Consider the following 18,250-nt stretch of genomic DNA (forward strand, 5'->3'; position numbering starts at 1 on the left):
TCTAAAACCCATTCGATAAAAATCGACAAAAAAGTGCGGTAGTGGTCATGAGCAAAGCGGATGCTTTCACCCAGGCAGGCAAAACGGCGGTGTTGCAGAACATTCAGGGCACGATTCAGTTCTTGCAAAAATTCCCCCCGTTCAATCAGATGGAAAACGCTCACCTCGCGTATCTGGTCGAACAGTGCCAACTGCGTTTTTACGCGACGGGCGAAAGCATCATCAAGCCCAGTGAGGGACCGGTAGAGCACTTTTACATCGTCAAGCAAGGTCGCGTGGTCGGCGAACGCCCTCATGCAGTCAAGAGTGGCACCGAAACTACGTTCGAGATCACCACCGGGGAATGCTTCCCCTTGGCGGCGTTGCTGGGCGAGCGGGCTACCCGCACCGAGCATCTGGCGGCCGAAGACACCTTTTGCCTGCAACTGAACAAGCTCGCCTTCATCAAGCTGTTTGCCCTCTCCAACACCTTCCGTGATTTCGCCTTGCGCGGGGTCAGCAGCCTGCTCGACCAAGTCAATCAACAGGTTCAACAGCGCGCCGTGGAGACCCTCGGCATGCAGTATTCGTTGAACACGCGGCTCGGCGAATTGGCCATGCGTCATCCCGTGACGTGCAGCCATGACACGCCTTTGCGGGCGGCAGTCAAGCTGATGCACGATCAGCAAGTGGGCAGCATCGTGATTGTCGACGAGCGCAAGACACCGCTGGGCATCTTTACCCTGCGTGATTTGCGCCAAGTGGTGGCCGATGGCGTTGAGGACTTGGGCCTACCCATCGAACAGCGAATGACTCAGTCGCCATTTTTTCTCAGCCCCGATGCCACCGCCTTCGATGCCGCCATCGCTATGACCGAACGGCATATCGCCCACGTTTGCCTGGTCAAGGACAAGCGCTTGTGCGGCGTGGTGTCCGAGCGCGACTTGTTCTCTTTGCAACGCGTGGACCTGGTGCATTTGGCACGGACCATCCGCACCGCCCCACGCATTGAAAGCCTGGTCAACCTGCGCGGGGAAATCGTGCAATTGGTCGACCGCATGCTTGCCCACGGAGCCTCGTCGACCCAGATTACCCAGATTATCACCCTGCTCAACGACCACACGGTGTCCAGGGTCATCGAGCTGACGCTGGCAGAAAAAGGCGACCCCGGCATCGCGTTCACCTGGCTGTGCTTCGGCAGTGAAGGCCGTCGCGAACAGACGCTGCTCACCGACCAGGACAACGGCATCCTGTTCGAAGCCCGCGACGCCGCACACGCGGCTGAAATCCGTGGGAAGTTATTGCCTCTGGCGCAACAGATCAACCAAAGCCTGGCGCAGTGCGGATTTACCCTGTGCAAGGGCAACATCATGGCCGGCAACCCGGACCTGTGCCTGTCCCGCGCGGAATGGTCACGGCGCTTCAGCGCGTTCATTCGCGAGGCTACACCTGAAAACCTGCTGGCCTCGACGATTTATTTCGACTTGCGGGTGGTGTGGGGCAATGAGCAAGGCGCCGATCAACTGCGCCAGGAAATTCTTGATCAAATTGCCGACAACCGCCTGTTCCAGCGCATGATGGCCGAAAATGCGCTTCGTCATCAGCCGCCCGTGGGGCGCTTCCGTGACTTCGTGCTCGCGCGCAAAGGCGGTGAAAAAGCCACGCTTGACCTTAAAGTCCAGGGTCTGACCCCCTTTGTCGACGGCGCCCGCCTATTGGCCTTGTCCAATGGCATCGAAGCCAGCAACACCTTGGAACGCTTTCGTCAATTGGTCGCCAAAGGTGTGATCGAACCGCTCGACGGTGCCGCCTATGAAGAGGCCTATCACTTCATTCAGCAAACCCGCATGCAGCAACATCAAATGCAAAGCCGGCAAAATCAGCCGTACTCCAACCGGGTCGACCCGGACATTCTCAACCACCTGGACCGACGAATTCTGCGTGAGTCGCTGCGCCAGGCCCAACGCCTGCAAAGCAGCCTGACGCTGCGTTATCAGCTATGAATCTGAATCTATTCGGTTGGCTACGCCCGCACGCCCCTCACTTGAACGCACACCAACAGCAACGGCTGGAGCAGCTACTGCCCTGTGCCGCGCTCAACAAGAGTCCGCTGCGCCAACAACGCTGGGTGGTCCTGGACCTGGAAACCACGGGATTGAACCTGAACCGTGATCAAGTGCTGTCGATTGGCGCGGTGGTGATCGAGGACGGTGCCATCGACCTTTCTCAACAGTTCGAGCGGACCTTGCTGCGCTCGGATCACAAGGTCAGCCCCAGCGTGTTGATTCACGGTCTGGGCCCCAGCGCCATTGCCGCCGGCTGCGACCCGGCTGATGCCCTTCTGGACCTGATGGAGTTCGTCGGCAGTAGCCCGATAATGGCGTTTCATGCGGCGTTTGACCGGCACATGCTCGGCCGCGCCTTGAAAGACAGCCTCGGTTATCGCTTGCAGCACAGCTTTTTCGATGTCGCCGAGATGGCGCCGATGCTTTGCCCTCAGGCGCACATTCGTAAGGGTGGGCTGGACGCCTGGACCGCGTTCTTCGGCCTGCAAGCCGGCGAACGTCATCACGCCAGCGCCGACGCATTGGTCACCGCCGAGTTGGCGCTGATTCTGTTCAGCTACGCCCGCCGCCAACAAATCGACAGCCCGGCAAGCCTCGACCAACAATTGAGCCACTGGCGCAAACGCCAGGAAACTCATTCGTTTTAAGTGCCGTTGGTATTCAGTCCAAAGCCCCCAAAGTGAGCTGATTGGCGTGGTGACGCCGATCTGCGCGACAGTGGGTGGAACATGTTGTCTTGGGTCGGGATGGAGTGCCGATACGCCTTAGTGTTAGTGCGCGGGGGATTGTTGGCGCGTTGACGGATCGTCATTGCGGACAATCCACACGCTGATTAGTCTAGGCTCCTGTCTCATCCGAGGAATTCCCATGTCCGTTCCCAGCATGACCTTGTTCTACAACCTGGCATCGCCCTTTGCGCGCAAAGTGCTGATCCTGCTGCACGAGACCGGGCAACTTGATCGAGTGGCGTTGCTGCCGACGCAGGTCAGCCCTGTCAGTCCGGACGCAGCGCTCAATCAGGACAATCCGGCTGGCAAGTTGCCGGCGCTGCGTTTGGCTGACGGCAATGTGATTCATGACAGCCGGGTGATTCTCGAATACCTCGACACCCAGCATGTCGGCAATCCACTGATTCCGCGTGAAGGCTCGGCGCGCTGGAGACGTTTGACCCTGGCATCTCTGGCCGACGCGCTGCTCGATGCGGCGCTGCTGATTCGGTATGAAACCGCCCTGCGGCCGCCGGAGAAACACTGGGACCTGTGGCTGGACAACCAAGCCGAAAAAATCCGCCGCTCCCTGGCGTATTTCGAACAGAACGCAATCGCCGAACTCAGTTCGCATTTCGACATCGCCGCCATCAGCGTCGCTGCCGCCCTGGGCTATCTGGATTTCCGTCAACCTGATCTGGACTGGCGCAACAGCTGCCCACAGCTGGCCAACTGGTTTGCCGACGTCAGCCAGCGGCCATCAATGCAGAGCACGCAGCCGCCGGTTTAAGGTTTTATGTGCAGAGACGGGCGACGCCTGCCACGCCGTCTTCGCGAAAGGGTCTCAGCCGCAGATCAGCAATCAGGTTTGTCTGCGGTATAACGACGCGCCGGATTGACTGCGGCACCGAATTCACGAAGGGCCTTGGCACCGATCAGCAGCGGATAATTGAAGCTGCTGCGGTCGGTCAGGTTGACCTCGACCGTGCGCTTGACCTTGCCCAGGCACAGTTCCAGATCGACGACCGGGCGTTTGCTCGGATCGGCGCTTTCTTCGTCATCTTCCTCGGAGCGGGTCTTGATCTTGCTGATCCGCGCGACCTTGTGCTCGTAGACCTTGTCGCTGGCACCTTTGGTCGCGAGGCGGAAGCGCACCCAGTCTGCGCCATCCCGTTTGAACATCTCGATGTCCTTGGCCGACAGCGACGCAGTCAGGGCGCCCGTGTCCATTTTCGCCTGGAGGGTTTCACCGATTTCCGGTACCCCGATGTATTCGTAGCGACCGTACAACGTTGGCTCAGCGGCCATCACAGGGAGGGCCAGCAGAGACAACAGGGCCAGGATTGATTTCACGTAGGGATTCCTCTAAATGGATGAAGCCTGTTCGCAGTAATTACGTGCCGCCAGCATAGATACCCGCACGTGAAACATTCGTAAACAGAGACAACGTACGCACCGTCGCCTTGCACGACGATGCGTCAAACGGGTGACTCAGCTACCGACATTCCACAGGCTACCCAAGCTTTGCAGCGCTGAACCGCTGGCGCCTTGCTGACCCAGGTATTGCAGGATCAACGGGGCGAACTGGCCCACCATACTGCTGTCCATGCCCAGCGCACCGAACGCCGAGTTGACGTCCGCCATGCTCTTGACGTTGCCCAGCGCGCCGGTCACCGCCGAACCACCCGAGTTTCCCATCAGACCGCCCAAACTGCCCAAACTGCCCAACGCGCCAGCACCGGACAATTGATCCAGACCCGGGACAGACTTGGTCAGCTGTGAATAGTCGTTGCCGCTCAATTTATTCTTGGCCAGGCCCAATAACGCGCCGGTACCGCCGACGGCTTGTTCAGGGGTCACGTTGAGCGTTCCCAAGGTACTGAGCAAATCGGTCGTTTGAGGCGTAGGCGCGACGTTCTGATTGCCCCCGGCAGCTCCTGAAACCACGTTGGCCGCATCACTCAGATTGAAAGCGAAGACCGAGTTCGCCGCCAAAGTCATTAGCGTAGCCAGTGCAAAACCGCGTGAAACCTTCATACAAACAACCTCGTCAGCCATGGAGTCCGGCGAATTGCCGGCATAAAACTGAACAGTTGGACCACAACATAAGCCTGATTGTTCCCTTGCGCCGTCCGGTTAAAACACCCTTGAGCCGGGCTGCCTGATTGGGCATCCCCGCTTCTCCATCGACAAGAAAGAGAGCTCCTGGGTGGATGGAACAGCGGCTCAATCTGGACTACCCTGCCATGGACTTGGCAAACTGCACAGCGCACCTCTTCACCTTGTCTGGAGAACCACTATTTCCTCTGACGACGCCGATGAACTCCGGCAACTGCTGGCTGAATGCACACTCGGTAACCGGCAAGCTTTTGAAAATCTCTATCGACGGGTTTCAAAACGCCTGTTCGCTGTCGCCCTGCGTTGCATGAACCGTAGTGATCTGGCCGAAGAAGTGTTGCAGGAAAGCTTTGTGCGCATCTGGCACAACGCCTCGCGTTACGACGGCAATCTGTCGGCACCGATGACGTGGATGATCAGCATCACCCGCAATCAGGCCATTGACCAGTTGCGCAAACACCGTGAAGTACCGCTCACCGAAGAACAAGCAGACATACTCTTCGACGACAGCCCGAGTGCCCACGAACAACTCGACAGTCAACGTGAAGCACAGGCGTTGCAGCACTGCCTGGATATGCTTGAAGGCATGCAGCGCACATCGATCGTCACTGCTTATTTCCAGGGGGTGTCCTATGCCGATCTGGCCATGCAATTGGCGGCGCCGCTCGGTTCAGTAAAGTCCTGGATTCGCCGAGGCATGGAGCGCCTGCGCAGGTGCCTTGAATCATGAATTACCAACAACCTGCTCTACGCCGCGCCCTCGCCGCCGACTATGCCATTGGCTTGATGCCGCTTACCGCGCGCCGCCGATTCGAACACCTGCTGCTGGACGATCCAGGCTTGCGCGCCGAACTGGCGCAGTGGCAGACCACCCTTGCCACGCTCACCGCCCCACTGCCAGAACACCCAGTGCCCGACCACGTCTGGCACGCCATCGAGGCCCGGATCGACCCGCAAAAACTGCACATCCCGGCCAAACGTCCGTTCTGGAACTGGCTGCGCGTGACCGCCGTCGCCTGCTCACTCGTCGTCGCAATCATCGCGGGCGTCCTCTACAACCGCGACACCCTCAACTACAGCGCCACACTGATGGCGGTCAATCAGCAACCCGCGATCAGTGTTCAGGCCTACAGCCACTATCTGAACGTCGCGCCCCTGGCCCTGCCTTCCGTCGAAACGGGGCGCAGCCTGGAGCTGTGGGCCATCCCGGCAGATGGAAAACCGGTCTCCCTCGGCCTGTTGCCCGCACACGGCAAAGGCCGGATCATCCTGAGCGAAAGCCAACAAAAACTGCTCGTTGCACCTGTCACTCTGGCCGTCAGCCTGGAACCCGAAGGCGGCTCACCCACCGGACAACCTACTGGGCCGGTGTTGTACAAAGGGGCATTGGCGGGGCTTTGATCAGAACACGCTGTGGGGTCTGAATTCATAAATAGAAAGGGCGACATAAAGTCGCCCTTTCTATTTATGAAACAAACTTAAGCAGCACTGAACAACTTGTGCGGATCAATCACAAACTTCTTCGGTACGCCGGCATCGAACTCGCCGTAACCGCGAGGAGCTTCGTCGAGGCTGATGACTTCGACGCCGACGATGTCTGCGATTTTGATCCGGTCCCACATGATGGCTTGCATCAGTTGGCGGTTGTATTTCATGACAGGGGTTTGGCCGGTGTGGAAACTGTGGGATTTAGCCCAGCCCAGACCCAGGCGGATGCTCAAGCTGCCCATTTTCGCGGCAGCGTCGACTGCGCCTGGATCTTCGGTGACGTACAGGCCCGGAATACCGATTTTGCCTGCAACGCGGACCACACCCATCAGTGAGTTCAGAACCGTAGCCGGTGCTTCGTGTTTCACACCGTCATGACCGTGACCACGGGCTTCGAAGCCTACGGCGTCGATAGCACAGTCCACTTCCGGTTCGCCCAGCAGCGCAGCGATTTGCTCGTGCAGTGGTGTGTCCAGCGACAGGTCGGCGACTTCGAAGCCTTGAGCCTTGGCGTGAATCAAGCGAACCGGGTTGACGTCGCCGATGATCACTACCGCAGCGCCGAGCAAGCGCGCAGAAGCAGCAGCGGCCAGACCCACAGGGCCCGCGCCCGCAACATACACGGTGCTGCCTGGGCCAACACCTGCCGTCACTGCGCCGTGATAACCGGTCGGCAGAATGTCGGAGAGACAGGTCAGGTCGCGGATTTTTTCCATCGCCGCGTCGCGGTCCGGGAGTTTCAGCAGGTTGAAGTCGGCATACGGTACCAACACATATTCAGCCTGGCCGCCGACCCAGTCACCCATGTCGACATAACCGTAAGCACCGCCCGGACGCGCCGGGTTGACGGTCAGGCACACGCCGGTGTTTTGCTCTTTACAGCTGCGGCAACGACCGCACGCCACGTTGAACGGCACGGAAACCAGATCACCGACCTTGAGGTTTTCAACATCGCGACCGGCTTCGATCACTTCGCCGGTGATTTCATGGCCCAGTACCAGACCGGTCTGTGCCGTGGTACGGCCGCGTACCATGTGTTGGTCCGAGCCGCAGATGTTGGTCGACACCACACGCAGGATCACACCGTGATCAATGCGTTTGCCTTGTGGGTTTTGCATTTTCGGGAAAGGAATTGTTTGTACTTCGACCTTGCCGCCGCCGAGATACACCACACCACGATTACCAGACATGCTTTCACCTCGCTGTTATTTTTTTAATGGAGCGTTGAATTGATGTTGTCTGTGGTGCCGTCTTCGCAGCACCTCGGTACTAAAGAACCACCGTGCGATTCGCGTTCAAGAACACGCGCCGCTCGATGTGATAACCCACTGCCCTCGCCAACGTCTGGGCCTCGACATCCCGGCCTTTGGCGATCAGGTCTTCGGGGTAGTGGCTGTGATCGACCGCTTCGACGCCCTGGGCAATGATCGGGCCTTCGTCGAGGTCGTTGTTGATGTAATGCGCCGTTGCACCGACCAGTTTCACGCCCTTGTTGTAAGCCTGATGGTAGGGTTTTGCGCCCTTGAAGCCGGGCAGCAATGAGTGATGAATGTTGATCGCCCAACCGTCGAGACGACGGCACAGCTCGGGTGACAACACCTGCATGTAGCGGGCAAGAATCACCAGCTCTGCACCGGACTCCTGAATCACTTGCCAGACCTGACGCTCCTGCGCTGGCTTGTCATTGGGGTCGAGGGCGAAGTGGTAATAAGGAACCTCATGCCAGCGCGCCAGCGGTTCCAGATCCGGGTGGTTGGAGATCACCGCCACCACGTCCATGGACAACTGGCCGATGCGTTGGCGATAGAGCAGATCGTTCAGGCAGTGATCGGCCTTGGAGACCATGATCACCACTTTGGGCCGATAGTTGGGCGCAGTCAGCTCGAAGACCATACCGAAGGCTGCACCGCGTGCGGCCAGGCCCACCCGGAAAGCTTGTTCATCGAAACCCTCCGGCTGACGAAACTCGACGCGGATAAAGAACCGGCTCGACAGTCGATCATCGAAGGAATGGTGCTCGGTGACGTAACAGCTCTGCTCGAACAAATAGCGAGTCACCGCGTCCACCGTGCCTAAAACGCTCGGACAGTCGGCAGTCAGAATCCATGTATCGGGGGCGCGGCTCATCTGGCGGTGACTCCTTGTTGGTACTGTTGAAACCTCTTTGCAGGGACCGACGCTTTCGCGGACAAGTCCGCTCCTACAGGAATTGCGTCAGGCCTTGATGCTCAACCCGTACTCAGCGCTGGCGTCTTGCAACCACAGCCACCAGTAGTCGGAGAACGAGCGGCGGATCAGCAATTCCCAGGTCTCTTCACCCGTGCGGCGAATCACCAATTGCGACTTGGCGAACACCGTGCCGATGGCTTTACCCACCGGGAAGTTGTTCGGGTGCACATCGTAGCTGGTGGATTTCATCAGCAGTTCGCGAACCTTGGGCCCGGTCAGTTCCAGCAGAGTTTGCCCGCCGCTGACGTTGACCACGGCGATGTGCAGCCCATCCAGTGCTGCACGCAGACGCTGTTCGGTCGCCAGCTCTTCGCCACTCGGGACGATCAGCAGCCATTCATCCGGGCCCAGCCATTGCAGTGAGCTGTCGCCGTTGGCAACGACAGTCAGCGCAACCGGCAATTCCATGCCCAGCGCCTTGGCGACACCGGCCACGAACGCCGGGTCTTTGCCGTCGCCACGCAGGGTCAGATGGCCCAGCAGCTTCTTCTCGCGCAAGGTCACGCCAGGGTTGTTGCGGCCTTTGCCAACCAGGCTATTGAGGTCGGCGTGGAACAGCGGCGACTCGGCCTTTTCGCCGGTCGTTGGCCGCTGTTGGTAAACGTTGGCTATGGTCATAGAGCACCTGTCCTGAATTCTGTTGTGTTGCCGAAACACCAATGTGTAGGAGCGGTGAATCGCTAGACGTTCTGCTGCTCACCCTTCGGATCGAAGAACACCGAAGACACGATTTCGGCCTCGATCACGGTGCCATCGACCAACGGTGCGAACACCCGTTCGCCCATGCGTTTCAGGCCGCCTTTGACCACGCCCAGCGCGAACGAATAACCCAGTGAGCCGTTGGTGTAACTGGAGGTCACGTGCCCGACCATGCTCATCGGAATCGACTGTTTGGTGTCGAATACCAACTGCGCCCCTTCAGGCAGCCATTTGGTCGGATCGATCGGTTTCAGACCAACCAGCTGCTTACGTTGATCACGCACACAGTCTTCGCGGTTCATGCCACGCCAGCCGAGCCACGAGAACGGTTTGGTCCGGCCAACACACCAGCCCATGTTCAGGTCGTCAGGGGTCATCGAGCCATCGGTGTCCTGACCGACAATAATGAAACCCTTCTCGGCCCGCAGGACGTGCATGGTTTCAGTGCCGTACGGCGTCAGGTTGTACTGCTTGCCCGCTGCGACGATTTTTTCCAGCACACCCATGGCGTAGTCAGCCTGGATGTTGACCTCGTACGACAGCTCACCGGTAAAGGAGATACGGAACACCCGAGCCGGCACACCACCCACCAGACCTTCTTTCCAGGTCATGAACGGGAAAGCGTCCTTGCCCAGGTCGATGGCCGTGACTTCGCTGAGCAGCTTGCGGCTGTTAGGGCCGGATAAGGTCAGGGTTGCCCAATGGTCAGTGACGGACGTGAAGTACACCTTCAGGTCTGGCCATTCGGTCTGTTGATAGATTTCCAGCCATTGCAGCACGCGTGCAGCGCCACCGGTGGTGGTGGTCATCAGGAAGTGGTTATCGGCGATACAGGCGGTCACGCCATCGTCGAAGACCATCCCGTCTTCTTTACACATCAGGCCGTAACGCGCCTTGCCCACATCGAGCTTGGTCCAGGCGTTGCTGTAGATACGGTTGAGAAACTCACGTGCATCCGGACCTTGAATGTCGATTTTGCCCAGTGTGGAGGCATCGAGCAGGCCAACGCTGGCACGCACGGCTTTGCATTCACGGCTGACGGCGGCGTGCAGGTCTTCGCCATTTTTCGGGAAGTACCAAGGCCGCTTCCACTGGCCGACGTCTTCAAACTCGGCACCGTTCTTAACGTGCCAGGCATGCAGCGCGGTGAAGCGCACCGGCTCGAAAATGTGCCCGCAATGACGACCCGCTACAGCGCCGAAGGTAACGGGCGTGTAGTTCGGGCGGAACATGGTGGTGCCCATGTCGGTGATCGACATCTTCAGCGAACGGGCGGCAATCGCCAGACCGTTGACGTTGCCGAGCTTGCCTTGATCGGTGCCGAAGCCCAGCGCTGTGTAGCGTTTGACGTGCTCGACCGACTCGAAGCCCTCGCGGGTCGCCAGTTCGATGGCGGCAGCGGTGACGTCGTTCTGCAGGTCGACGAATTGCTTCGGCGCCCGTGCGGTGGCTTTTTCATGCGGCACCTGGAACAGTGCCAGAGTCGCTTCTTCATGGCGGGTCAGTGCTTTTGGCAAGACGCCTTCGACCACCCTAAAGCCTGCTTCGTTGGCTGCGCGAGCGCCGCCCTCGAAACCATCGGCCAAGGCATCAGCCAGTCCGTACACACCGTTTATGCCACCGACGCAGACGCGCTTTTGCGGCGCTTCGCCCGGTACGAAACCGAGGATGTCTTCACGCCAGATCGGCTTGCCGCCCAAGTGGGACGCCAAATGCACGATAGGGCTATAGCCGCCAGAGCTGCCTACCAGATCGCAATCGAGCCATTCGCCGGGGCTGGTAACGCGATGGCCTTTGACGTCGATGGCCGCAATGCGGGCAGCGGTTACATGCTTGCTGCCACGCGCTTCGACAACGGCGCTGGAGGTCAGGATACGAATCCCTTTGGCCCGTGCTTCTTCAACCAGTGCGCCACGCGGATTGCTCCGGGCATCAGCGATTGCCACCACTTGCAGGCTGGCATCGAGCCAGTCCAGCGCTACGCGGTAGGCATGATCGTTGTTGGTCGACAGCACCAGTTTTTTGCCAGGCGCCACACCATAACGGCGGACGTAGGTGGAAATGGACCCCGCGAGCATGTTGCCCGGCACATCGTTGTTGCCATACACCAGCGGACGTTCGTGAGTACCGGTCGCCAACACCACGCGCTTGGCGCGAACCCGGTGCATACGCTGACGCACTTGACCAATCGGCGCGCGGTCACCGAGGTGATCGGCCAGACGCTCGTGAATGGTCAGGAAATTATGATCGTGATAGCCGTTCACCGTCGCCCGTGGCAGCAAGGTCACTTCCGGCATTTTTTTCAGCTCGGCCAGCACGGTGGCAACCCACTCGGCCGCCGGTTTGCCATCCAGGCTTTCACGGCTGTCCAGCAGACTGCCGCCAAACTCTTCCTGCTCATCCGCCAGAATCACCCGCGCACCGCTGCGACCGGCAGCCAGGGCTGCGGCCAGGCCAGCAGGGCCGGCGCCGACGATCAGCACGTCGCAGTGCTGGTTCATCGCGTCATAGCTGTCCGGGTCGTTCTCGGTAGGCGAGCGACCAAGGCCCGCCGCCTTACGGATGTACTTCTCGTAGGTCATCCAGAACGATTGTGGGTACATGAAGGTTTTGTAGTAGAAGCCCGGCGGCATCAGCTTGCCACCGACCTTGCCAAGAATCCCCATCACGTCGGTGTTTACGCTCGGCCAGCCGTTGGTGCTGGTAGCGACCAGACCTTGATACAGCGCTTGTTGCGTGGCTCGCACGTTAGGAATCTGGGTCGCTTCAGTGGCACCGATCTGCAACACCGCGTTCGGCTCTTCGGAACCTGCCGCGAAAATCCCGCGAGGACGCGAATACTTGAAGCTGCGGCCAATGATGTCGACGCCATTGGCCAGCAATGCTGCGGCCAGGCTGTCGCCTTCAAAACCTTGATACTGCTGACCGTTGAAGGTGAAATTCAGCACCTTGCTACGGTCGATACGGCCGCCGTTGGGCAGTCGATTATTCTGGCTCATACCTTGTCTCCCGCACGCGTACTGGCGGCTTTAGCCGTGAATTGCGGCTTGGCGCCAATCGGGTAGGTTTCGAGAATCTCGTACGTCACGGTGTCACGCGTGGCGTTGAAGTACTGACGGCAACCGGCAGCGTGATTCCACAGTTCATGGTGCAGCCCACGCGGGTTGTCGCGGAAGAACATGTAATCGCCCCACTGCTCATCGGTGCAGGCGTTCGGGTCCAGCGGACGCGGGATATGAGCCTGGCCCGACGCGTGGAATTCCTCTTCGGAGCGCAGTTCGCCACAGTGAGGACAGAAGATGTGCAACATAGGTATTTCTCCTGTAGTGGGCTTAGTGAGCTACGGCCGCGGCGCCGTGTTCGTCGATCAGCGCACCGTTGTGGAAACGGTCGATGGAGAATGGCTTGGCCAAGGGGTGCATTTCACCTTTGGCGAGACTGGCGGCAAATACGTTGCCCGAGCCCGGCGTGGCCTTGAAGCCACCGGTGCCCCAACCGCAGTTAAAGAACATATTCGGCACGGGTGTTTTGGAAATGATCGGGCAGGCGTCCGGCGTGGTGTCGACGATGCCGCCCCACTGACGGTTCATGCGCACCCGGGACAGGACCGGAAACATCTCGACGATGGCTTGAATAGTATGCTCAATCACCGGGTACGAACCGCGCTGGCCGTAACCGTTGTAGCCGTCGATACCGGCACCAATCACCAGGTCGCCTTTGTCCGACTGGCTGATGTATCCGTGAACCGCGTTGGACATGATCACGCTGTCGATAATCGGTTTGATCGGCTCGGACACCAGCGCTTGCAGCGGATGGGATTCAATCGGCAAGCGGAAGCCGGCCAGTTTCGCCATGTGCCCGGAGTTACCGGCCGTCACCACGCCGACGCGCTTGGCGCCGATGAAGCCTTTGTTGGTCTCGACGCCGATGCACACGCCGTTTTCCTTACGGAAACCGATCACTTCGGTCTGTTGAATCAGGTCGACGCCCAAGGCGTCGGCGGCACGCGCAAAACCCCAGGCCACGGCATCGTGACGAGCTACGCCGCCACGGCGCTGAACCGTCGCGCCAATGATCGGGTAACGGGTGTTTTTCGAGCAATCCAGGTACGGGATTTCTTCCGCGACCTGTTTGGCATTGAGCAACTCGCCATCCACGCCATTGAGGCGGTTGGCGCTGACCCGGCGTTCCGAGTCACGAATGTCTTGCAGGGTGTGGCACAGGTTGTACACGCCGCGTTGAGAGAACATCACGTTGTAGTTGATGTCCTGCGACAGGCCTTCCCACAGTTTCATCGCGTGTTCGTACAGGTGCGCCGACTCATCCCAGAGGTAGTTGGAGCGCACGATGGTGGTGTTGCGTGCGGTATTACCGCCGCCCAGCCAGCCTTTCTCGACCACGGCCACGTTGGTGATGCCGTGCTCCTTGGCCAGGTAATACGCAGTCGCCAAACCATGACCGCCGCCGCCGACGATGACCACGTCGTAGACTTTTTTCGGGGTCGGCGTGCGCCACATGCGCTGCCAGTTTTCGTGGTGGCTGAGAGAGTGCTTGAAGAGGCCGAAGCCTGAGTAATGCTGCATGGGGCTACTCCTGACTCAGCGATAAACCGGGAAATCGGCGCACAGTGCCGCAACCTGGCTGGCGACATTGGCCTCGACATCTGCATCGCCGAGGTTGTCGAGAATGTCACAGACCCAGCCGGCCAGTTCGACACATTGTGGAACTTTGAAACCTCGCGTGGTGACGGCCGGGGTGCCGATACGCAGACCCGAAGTCACGAACGGCGATTGTGGATCGTTCGGTACGGAGTTCTTGTTCACGGTGATGTGCGCACGACCCAAGGCGGCGTCGGCGTCTTTACCGGTGAGGCCCTGACGGATCAGACTGACCAGGAACAGGTGGCAGTCGGTACCGCCGGACACCACGTCGTAACCACGGTCGATGAACACCTTCGCCATCGCCTTTGCGTTATCGATCACTTGTTGCTGATAGACCTTGAACCCTGGCTCCAGCGCTTCCTTGAAACACACGGCCTTGGCCGCGATAACGTGCATCAACGGGCCGCCCTGACCACCAGGGAATACTGCAGAGTTGAGTTTCTTCTCGATCTCTTCGTTGGCTTTGGCCAGGATCAGGCCGCCACGTGGACCGCGCAGGGTTTTATGGGTCGTGGTGGTCACCACGTCGGCGTACGGCAGCGGGTTCGGGTACAGGCCAGCAGCAACCAGACCGGCCACGTGGGCCATATCAACAAACAGATAGGCGCCCACTTTGTCGGCGATGGCGCGGAAGCGTGGGAAATCCAGGGTTTTCGAGTAGGCCGAGAAACCGGCAATGATCATTTTTGGCTTGCATTCAACGGCGATGCGCTCGACTTCGTCGTAATCGATCAAGCCGGTGGCGGTGTCGATGCCATATTGCACAGCGTTGTACAGTTTGCCGGAGAAGCTGACTTTGGCGCCGTGGGTCAGGTGACCGCCGTGGGCCAGGCTCATGCCCAGCACGGTGTCGCCCGCTTGCAGCAGGGCCAGATAGACAGCGGCGTTGGCCTGGCTGCCGGAGTGCGGCTGGACGTTCGCGTAATCGGCGCCGAACAGCTGTTTGGCGCGATCAATGGCCAACTGCTCGACCTTGTCCACATGCTCGCAACCACCGTAGTAGCGCTTGCCCGGATAGCCTTCTGCGTATTTATTGGTCAGGCCGCTGCCCTGGGCTTCCATCACGCGTTTGCTGGTGTAGTTTTCCGAAGCGATCAGCTCGATGTGGTCTTCCTGGCGTTGCTCTTCAGCATTCATCGCCGCCAACAGTACATCGTCATAGCCTTGGATTTTGTCTTGCTTGCTGAACATCGCGGTTCTCCCAGCGGCGGCGCTGCGCCTGACTTATCGATAGGGCGTGTAGAGTGCCCTTTGGATGCGATGTTAGGTCCGACGCAGAGAGGCCAAATGCCTATGGGCGCCACGCAAAGGTGCGTTTACGACATGGCTTGGCGCGCAGAGATAATTGGTAGCTGGGAAAGGCCCTGTTATGGGGCTTGGCGGGAGGTTTATGTTGTCTCAACCGACGCCTTCGCGAAAGAAGCCGGCGCGATCTGACCGATAGAACGCATTCACCCCGCCACCCAAAACCTGACCCCGACCAACAGCAAAAAATGCACGGGGTAGATCGCATACGCCCAGCGCCGCATTGGCCAGACCGCGACAGTCAGCCGGGTCTTCAGCAGTGCCAATCCGACCAGCGGCGCCATCAGGCACACCGCAATGCCCTGTATCGACACACTGTCGCCCCACCGCGCCGCCGCGAACATCTCTGGCCAGGCGTTGCTCGCCAGACACACCAGCCCCGGCAATAGTGCCCCGTACCATGGCCCGCGCAGCACCCACAAAAATGCCAGCGGCAGCGCGACGCCAAAAAAGCCGAACATCAGCTGCGCCTGGAAAACCGCCGCCACCAGCAACACCACGCCCGCCAGACACAACGCCCACGGCGTACGGTCGCGCCAACCCTGCGCCAGCAACAGCCCCAACCCCAGCGTCGGCAACACGTTCAAGGTGTCTGCGTGAAGCATGAACAACCGGTAAGGCAGCTCCGCCAGCCCGGCGAACACCAGCAGCCAGGCCAGATAGCGCCATTGAACGCCCTCAACCTGTCCAGCCCCGCCACGCGCCAGATTGGCGGCGATTGCCAAGCAAAACCACGGAAACGCAAATCGCCCCGGCACATACAGGAAGTCCACCGACCAGCCGACGTAACGCAGGTGATCGAGCACCATGCTCAGCATCGCCAGCCACTTGAGCAGGTCCAGCGCAGCGTCTCGCCCGGTGGTTATCGGATGCTTCAGCAACGACCTCATAAGGCTCCATGCACGTGATGAAAAAAGCGGGAAACAGAACAACGCATGACCCGCGCCAACAATCATGGTTAAAGTGCGACCTTATTCGATCACAGGGAATCGGCCATGACAGATAAAAGCCAGCAGTTTGCCAGCGACAACTATTCCGGGATCTGCCCCGAAGCCTGGGCCGCCATGGAACAGGCAAACCACGGCCATCAGCGCGCCTATGGTGACGATGAGTGGACCGCTCGCGCCTCTGATCATTTTCGCAAACTGTTCGAAACCGACTGCGAAGTCTTTTTCGCCTTCAACGGTACCGCAGCCAACTCTCTGGCGCTGTCGTCGTTGTGCCAGAGTTACCACAGCGTTATCTGCTCGGAAACCGCCCACGTCGAAACCGATGAATGCGGCGCACCGGAGTTTTTCTCCAACGGCTCCAAGCTGCTGACCGCCCGCAGCGAAAACGGCAAGCTGACCCCAGAATCGATTCGTGAAGTCGCACTCAAACGTCAGGACATTCACTACCCAAAACCTCGGGTCGTGACCCTGACTCAGGCGACGGAAGTCGGCAGTGTCTATCAGCCCGAAGAGCTCAAGGCCATCAGCGCCACCTGCAAGGAACTGGGCCTCAATCTGCACATGGACGGCGCGCGTTTCGCCAATGCCTGCGCCTACCTCAATTGCTCCCCGGCAGAACTGACTTGGAAATCCGGGATCGATGTGCTGTGCTTCGGCGGCACTAAAAATGGCATGGCGGTGGGCGAGGCGATTCTGTTCTTCAACCATAAACTGGCTGAAGACTTTGACTACCGCTGCAAACAGGCTGGGCAACTGGCCTCGAAAATGCGCTTTCTCTCAGCGCCGTGGGTCGGGCTGCTGGAGAACGATGCCTGGCTCAAACATGCACGCCACGCCAACCACTGCGCGCAATTGCTCAGCGAACTGGTGAAGGACATCCCTGGCGTAGAGCTGATGTTCCCGGTGCAGGCCAACGGCGTATTCCTGCAACTGTCGGAACCGGCGATCAAGGCGTTGACCCATAAAGGCTGGCGCTTCTATACCTTTATCGGCAACGGCGGCGCGCGCTTCATGTGCTCATGGGACACCGAAGAAGACCGCGTGCGCGAGTTGGCAGCGGATATCCGAACGGTGATGCAGGCGGGATAAAGCCGGTCTTCTGGATGGGATACTGCGCGGTCGCGTAGCAAATACGGCACTTGCAGGAGCGCGCTTGCCCGCGCGCCTGCAAAATAATCGTTTTTGTATTTGCCAGCTCAATTCAACCCTGAGCCAGGGTCTTGGAGATGACTTCAACCGTGGCGCTGACCTGCTCTTGATAACGGTTGAGGTCCATCTTGTGCTGGCGTTTGAGTTCTACCTGCTGCGAACACAGGTTCAACGCCGCCAATACCAGCAATTTATCGCCGATCAGGCTTGGGTATTTCTTTTTGGTGTCAGCCAGGGCGGCCTTGAGCATGACCGCCGCATCCAGCAAGGCCTGCTCTTCCCCCAGGGGGGCCTTGATCGAATAGTCGTTGCCCAGAATAGAGACGACCTTCACTGCATGACTATCGCTACTCATGCGCTGACAGGGTTGACGCTAGTGGCACGCTGAACCAATGCCTGAATACGGGCAGCGGTAGCGCCCTGTTTTTCTTCCTGCTCCAGCAGACTCAATTGCAGGCTGTCGTTGTCATCCTTGACCTGGACCAGCTCGGCACTCAATTGCGCGTTCGCGGCGTGAAGGGTCTGATTCTGCTGCACAAGGTCACTGACCAGTTGTTCCAATTGACTCAGGGATGCTTCCAACATTTTGATTTCTCGAGCAAATTTCAAAGGGCGCACACGATAAAGAAAAGTCACTGCACACGCCAGGCTTATCAAGGCGTTCACGCCTTTGATTCCTCGCCGATGCGCTTCTTTTCAAGAGTTGCCGATGTAAACGCATAGGAATGTTACTGACTGCATTTTCCTTGTGGGGTTCCTGCTGCTCGTCGGACCAAGCCGTCTGCGACAAATACGGACAAGTTCGCCAGCAATGCTCAAGACTTTAGTCTTATGTCCGATAGGTGATGCAAGCCACACTTTTTTGCCTTACCCGCATGGAACGCGCCCTCATCGGAACC

General features: G+C 59.1%; 18 protein-coding genes. 6 read left to right on the forward strand and 12 right to left on the reverse strand.

Annotation, left to right across the window (positions count from 1 at the left end; all coding sequences use genetic code 11):
- The first annotated feature begins 47 nt into the window (after window positions 1–47).
- The 3 genes from RHM55_RS12955 to RHM55_RS12965 all read left to right on the forward strand — a co-directional run bounded on the left by RHM55_RS12955 (window position 48) and on the right by RHM55_RS12965 (window position 3,542).
- Window positions 48–1,982, forward strand: coding sequence for a putative nucleotidyltransferase substrate binding domain-containing protein (locus tag RHM55_RS12955; RefSeq protein WP_322182616.1), 1,935 nt, complete (start codon window positions 48–50; stop codon window positions 1,980–1,982).
- Window positions 1,983–1,984: 2 nt separating this feature from the next.
- Window positions 1,985–2,692, forward strand: coding sequence for a 3'-5' exonuclease (locus RHM55_RS12960; RefSeq protein WP_322182907.1), 708 nt, complete (start codon window positions 1,985–1,987; stop codon window positions 2,690–2,692).
- 220 nt (window positions 2,693–2,912) lie between these two features.
- On the forward strand, window positions 2,913–3,542 hold the full coding sequence (locus RHM55_RS12965; RefSeq protein ID WP_322182618.1) for a glutathione S-transferase: 630 nt from the start codon (window positions 2,913–2,915) through the stop codon (window positions 3,540–3,542).
- A gap of 65 nt (window positions 3,543–3,607) precedes the next feature.
- On the opposite strand, the gene RHM55_RS12970 is transcribed toward RHM55_RS12965, so the two are convergent.
- Complete coding sequence (locus RHM55_RS12970; RefSeq protein WP_322182620.1) at window positions 3,608–4,105, reverse strand: ATP-dependent zinc protease; 498 nt, start codon at window positions 4,103–4,105, stop codon at window positions 3,608–3,610.
- 138 nt (window positions 4,106–4,243) lie between these two features.
- A complete protein-coding gene (locus tag RHM55_RS12975) occupies window positions 4,244–4,789 on the reverse strand; it encodes a DUF2780 domain-containing protein (protein WP_322182622.1) in 546 nt (181 codons plus the stop codon).
- Window positions 4,790–4,961: 172 nt separating this feature from the next.
- Between RHM55_RS12975 and RHM55_RS12980 the strand changes: the two genes are divergently transcribed.
- The gene (locus RHM55_RS12980) at window positions 4,962–5,600 is read left to right on the forward strand and encodes a sigma-70 family RNA polymerase sigma factor (RefSeq protein WP_407074605.1); all 639 of its coding nucleotides are present in this window, start codon (window positions 4,962–4,964) and stop codon (window positions 5,598–5,600) included.
- Window positions 5,597–6,271 (forward strand): anti-sigma factor domain-containing protein, encoded by a 675-nt coding sequence (locus RHM55_RS12985; protein ID WP_322182624.1) that lies wholly within the window; start codon window positions 5,597–5,599, stop codon window positions 6,269–6,271. Before RHM55_RS12980 ends, RHM55_RS12985 begins: the two co-directional genes overlap by 4 nt.
- Window positions 6,272–6,348: 77 nt before the next feature.
- Here the strand turns inward: RHM55_RS12985 and fdhA are convergent, their stop codons facing one another.
- The 8 genes from fdhA to RHM55_RS13025 all read right to left on the reverse strand — a co-directional run bounded on the left by fdhA (window position 6,349) and on the right by RHM55_RS13025 (window position 16,142).
- On the reverse strand, window positions 6,349–7,548 hold the full coding sequence (gene fdhA / locus RHM55_RS12990; RefSeq protein ID WP_219064051.1) for a formaldehyde dehydrogenase, glutathione-independent: 1,200 nt from the start codon (window positions 7,546–7,548) through the stop codon (window positions 6,349–6,351).
- A gap of 79 nt (window positions 7,549–7,627) precedes the next feature.
- A complete protein-coding gene (gene purU / locus RHM55_RS12995) occupies window positions 7,628–8,485 on the reverse strand; it encodes a formyltetrahydrofolate deformylase (RefSeq protein ID WP_322182628.1) in 858 nt (285 codons plus the stop codon).
- A gap of 87 nt (window positions 8,486–8,572) precedes the next feature.
- Window positions 8,573–9,205 (reverse strand): sarcosine oxidase subunit gamma, encoded by a 633-nt coding sequence (locus tag RHM55_RS13000; protein WP_322182630.1) that lies wholly within the window; start codon window positions 9,203–9,205, stop codon window positions 8,573–8,575.
- 62 nt (window positions 9,206–9,267) lie between these two features.
- Entirely contained in the window at window positions 9,268–12,285 is a 3,018-nt protein-coding gene (locus tag RHM55_RS13005; protein ID WP_322182632.1) for a sarcosine oxidase subunit alpha, read from the reverse strand.
- Entirely contained in the window at window positions 12,282–12,596 is a 315-nt protein-coding gene (locus RHM55_RS13010; protein ID WP_219064047.1) for a sarcosine oxidase subunit delta, read from the reverse strand. Before RHM55_RS13010 ends, RHM55_RS13005 begins: the two co-directional genes overlap by 4 nt.
- Before the next feature lie 22 nt (window positions 12,597–12,618).
- Window positions 12,619–13,869, reverse strand: coding sequence for a sarcosine oxidase subunit beta family protein (locus tag RHM55_RS13015; protein WP_219064046.1), 1,251 nt, complete (start codon window positions 13,867–13,869; stop codon window positions 12,619–12,621).
- 15 nt (window positions 13,870–13,884) lie between these two features.
- A complete protein-coding gene (gene glyA / locus RHM55_RS13020; protein WP_322182635.1) occupies window positions 13,885–15,138 on the reverse strand; it encodes a serine hydroxymethyltransferase in 1,254 nt (417 codons plus the stop codon).
- Window positions 15,139–15,398: 260 nt separating this feature from the next.
- The gene (locus RHM55_RS13025) at window positions 15,399–16,142 is read right to left on the reverse strand and encodes a TraX family protein (protein WP_322182637.1); all 744 of its coding nucleotides are present in this window, start codon (window positions 16,140–16,142) and stop codon (window positions 15,399–15,401) included.
- 105 nt (window positions 16,143–16,247) lie between these two features.
- On the opposite strand from RHM55_RS13025, the gene RHM55_RS13030 reads away from it, so the two are divergent.
- Window positions 16,248–17,291, forward strand: a complete 1,044-nt coding sequence (locus RHM55_RS13030) for a low specificity L-threonine aldolase (RefSeq protein WP_322182639.1) — start codon at window positions 16,248–16,250, stop codon at window positions 17,289–17,291.
- A 112-nt stretch (window positions 17,292–17,403) separates the two neighbouring features.
- Here the strand turns inward: RHM55_RS13030 and RHM55_RS13035 are convergent, their stop codons facing one another.
- Window positions 17,404–17,706, reverse strand: a complete 303-nt coding sequence (locus tag RHM55_RS13035; RefSeq protein ID WP_219064042.1) for a cell division protein ZapA — start codon at window positions 17,704–17,706, stop codon at window positions 17,404–17,406.
- Window positions 17,703–17,936: a hypothetical protein gene (locus RHM55_RS13040; protein WP_322182642.1), complete on the reverse strand. Its 234-nt coding sequence runs from the start codon at window positions 17,934–17,936 to the stop codon at window positions 17,703–17,705. Before RHM55_RS13040 ends, RHM55_RS13035 begins: the two co-directional genes overlap by 4 nt.
- Between the last annotated feature and the right edge of the window lie 314 nt (window positions 17,937–18,250).

Origin of the sequence: Pseudomonas sp. MH9.2, from assembly GCF_034353875.1 — a bacterium.
In the GTDB taxonomy this organism is placed as follows: domain Bacteria; phylum Pseudomonadota; class Gammaproteobacteria; order Pseudomonadales; family Pseudomonadaceae; genus Aquipseudomonas.

Excerpts from the sequence above, each read along its gene's own strand:
- RHM55_RS12955 (WP_322182616.1), top strand. The coding sequence starts at position 48 with ATGAGCAAAGCGGATGCTTTCACCCAGGCAGGCAAAACGGCGGTGTTG.
- RHM55_RS12965 (WP_322182618.1), top strand. The coding sequence starts at position 2,913 with ATGTCCGTTCCCAGCATGACCTTGTTCTACAACCTGGCATCGCCCTTT.
- RHM55_RS12975 (WP_322182622.1), bottom strand. The coding sequence starts at position 4,789 with ATGAAGGTTTCACGCGGTTTTGCACTGGCTACGCTAATGACTTTGGCG.
- RHM55_RS12985 (WP_322182624.1), top strand. The coding sequence starts at position 5,597 with ATGAATTACCAACAACCTGCTCTACGCCGCGCCCTCGCCGCCGACTAT.
- fdhA (WP_219064051.1), bottom strand. The coding sequence starts at position 7,548 with ATGTCTGGTAATCGTGGTGTGGTGTATCTCGGCGGCGGCAAGGTCGAA.
- purU (WP_322182628.1), bottom strand. The coding sequence starts at position 8,485 with ATGAGCCGCGCCCCCGATACATGGATTCTGACTGCCGACTGTCCGAGC.
- RHM55_RS13000 (WP_322182630.1), bottom strand. The coding sequence starts at position 9,205 with ATGACCATAGCCAACGTTTACCAACAGCGGCCAACGACCGGCGAAAAG.
- RHM55_RS13005 (WP_322182632.1), bottom strand. The coding sequence starts at position 12,285 with ATGAGCCAGAATAATCGACTGCCCAACGGCGGCCGTATCGACCGTAGC.
- RHM55_RS13010 (WP_219064047.1), bottom strand. The coding sequence starts at position 12,596 with ATGTTGCACATCTTCTGTCCTCACTGTGGCGAACTGCGCTCCGAAGAG.
- RHM55_RS13015 (WP_219064046.1), bottom strand. The coding sequence starts at position 13,869 with ATGCAGCATTACTCAGGCTTCGGCCTCTTCAAGCACTCTCTCAGCCAC.
- glyA (WP_322182635.1), bottom strand. The coding sequence starts at position 15,138 with ATGTTCAGCAAGCAAGACAAAATCCAAGGCTATGACGATGTACTGTTG.
- RHM55_RS13025 (WP_322182637.1), bottom strand. The coding sequence starts at position 16,142 with ATGAGGTCGTTGCTGAAGCATCCGATAACCACCGGGCGAGACGCTGCG.
- RHM55_RS13030 (WP_322182639.1), top strand. The coding sequence starts at position 16,248 with ATGACAGATAAAAGCCAGCAGTTTGCCAGCGACAACTATTCCGGGATC.
- RHM55_RS13035 (WP_219064042.1), bottom strand. The coding sequence starts at position 17,706 with ATGAGTAGCGATAGTCATGCAGTGAAGGTCGTCTCTATTCTGGGCAAC.
- RHM55_RS13040 (WP_322182642.1), bottom strand. The coding sequence starts at position 17,936 with ATGTTGGAAGCATCCCTGAGTCAATTGGAACAACTGGTCAGTGACCTT.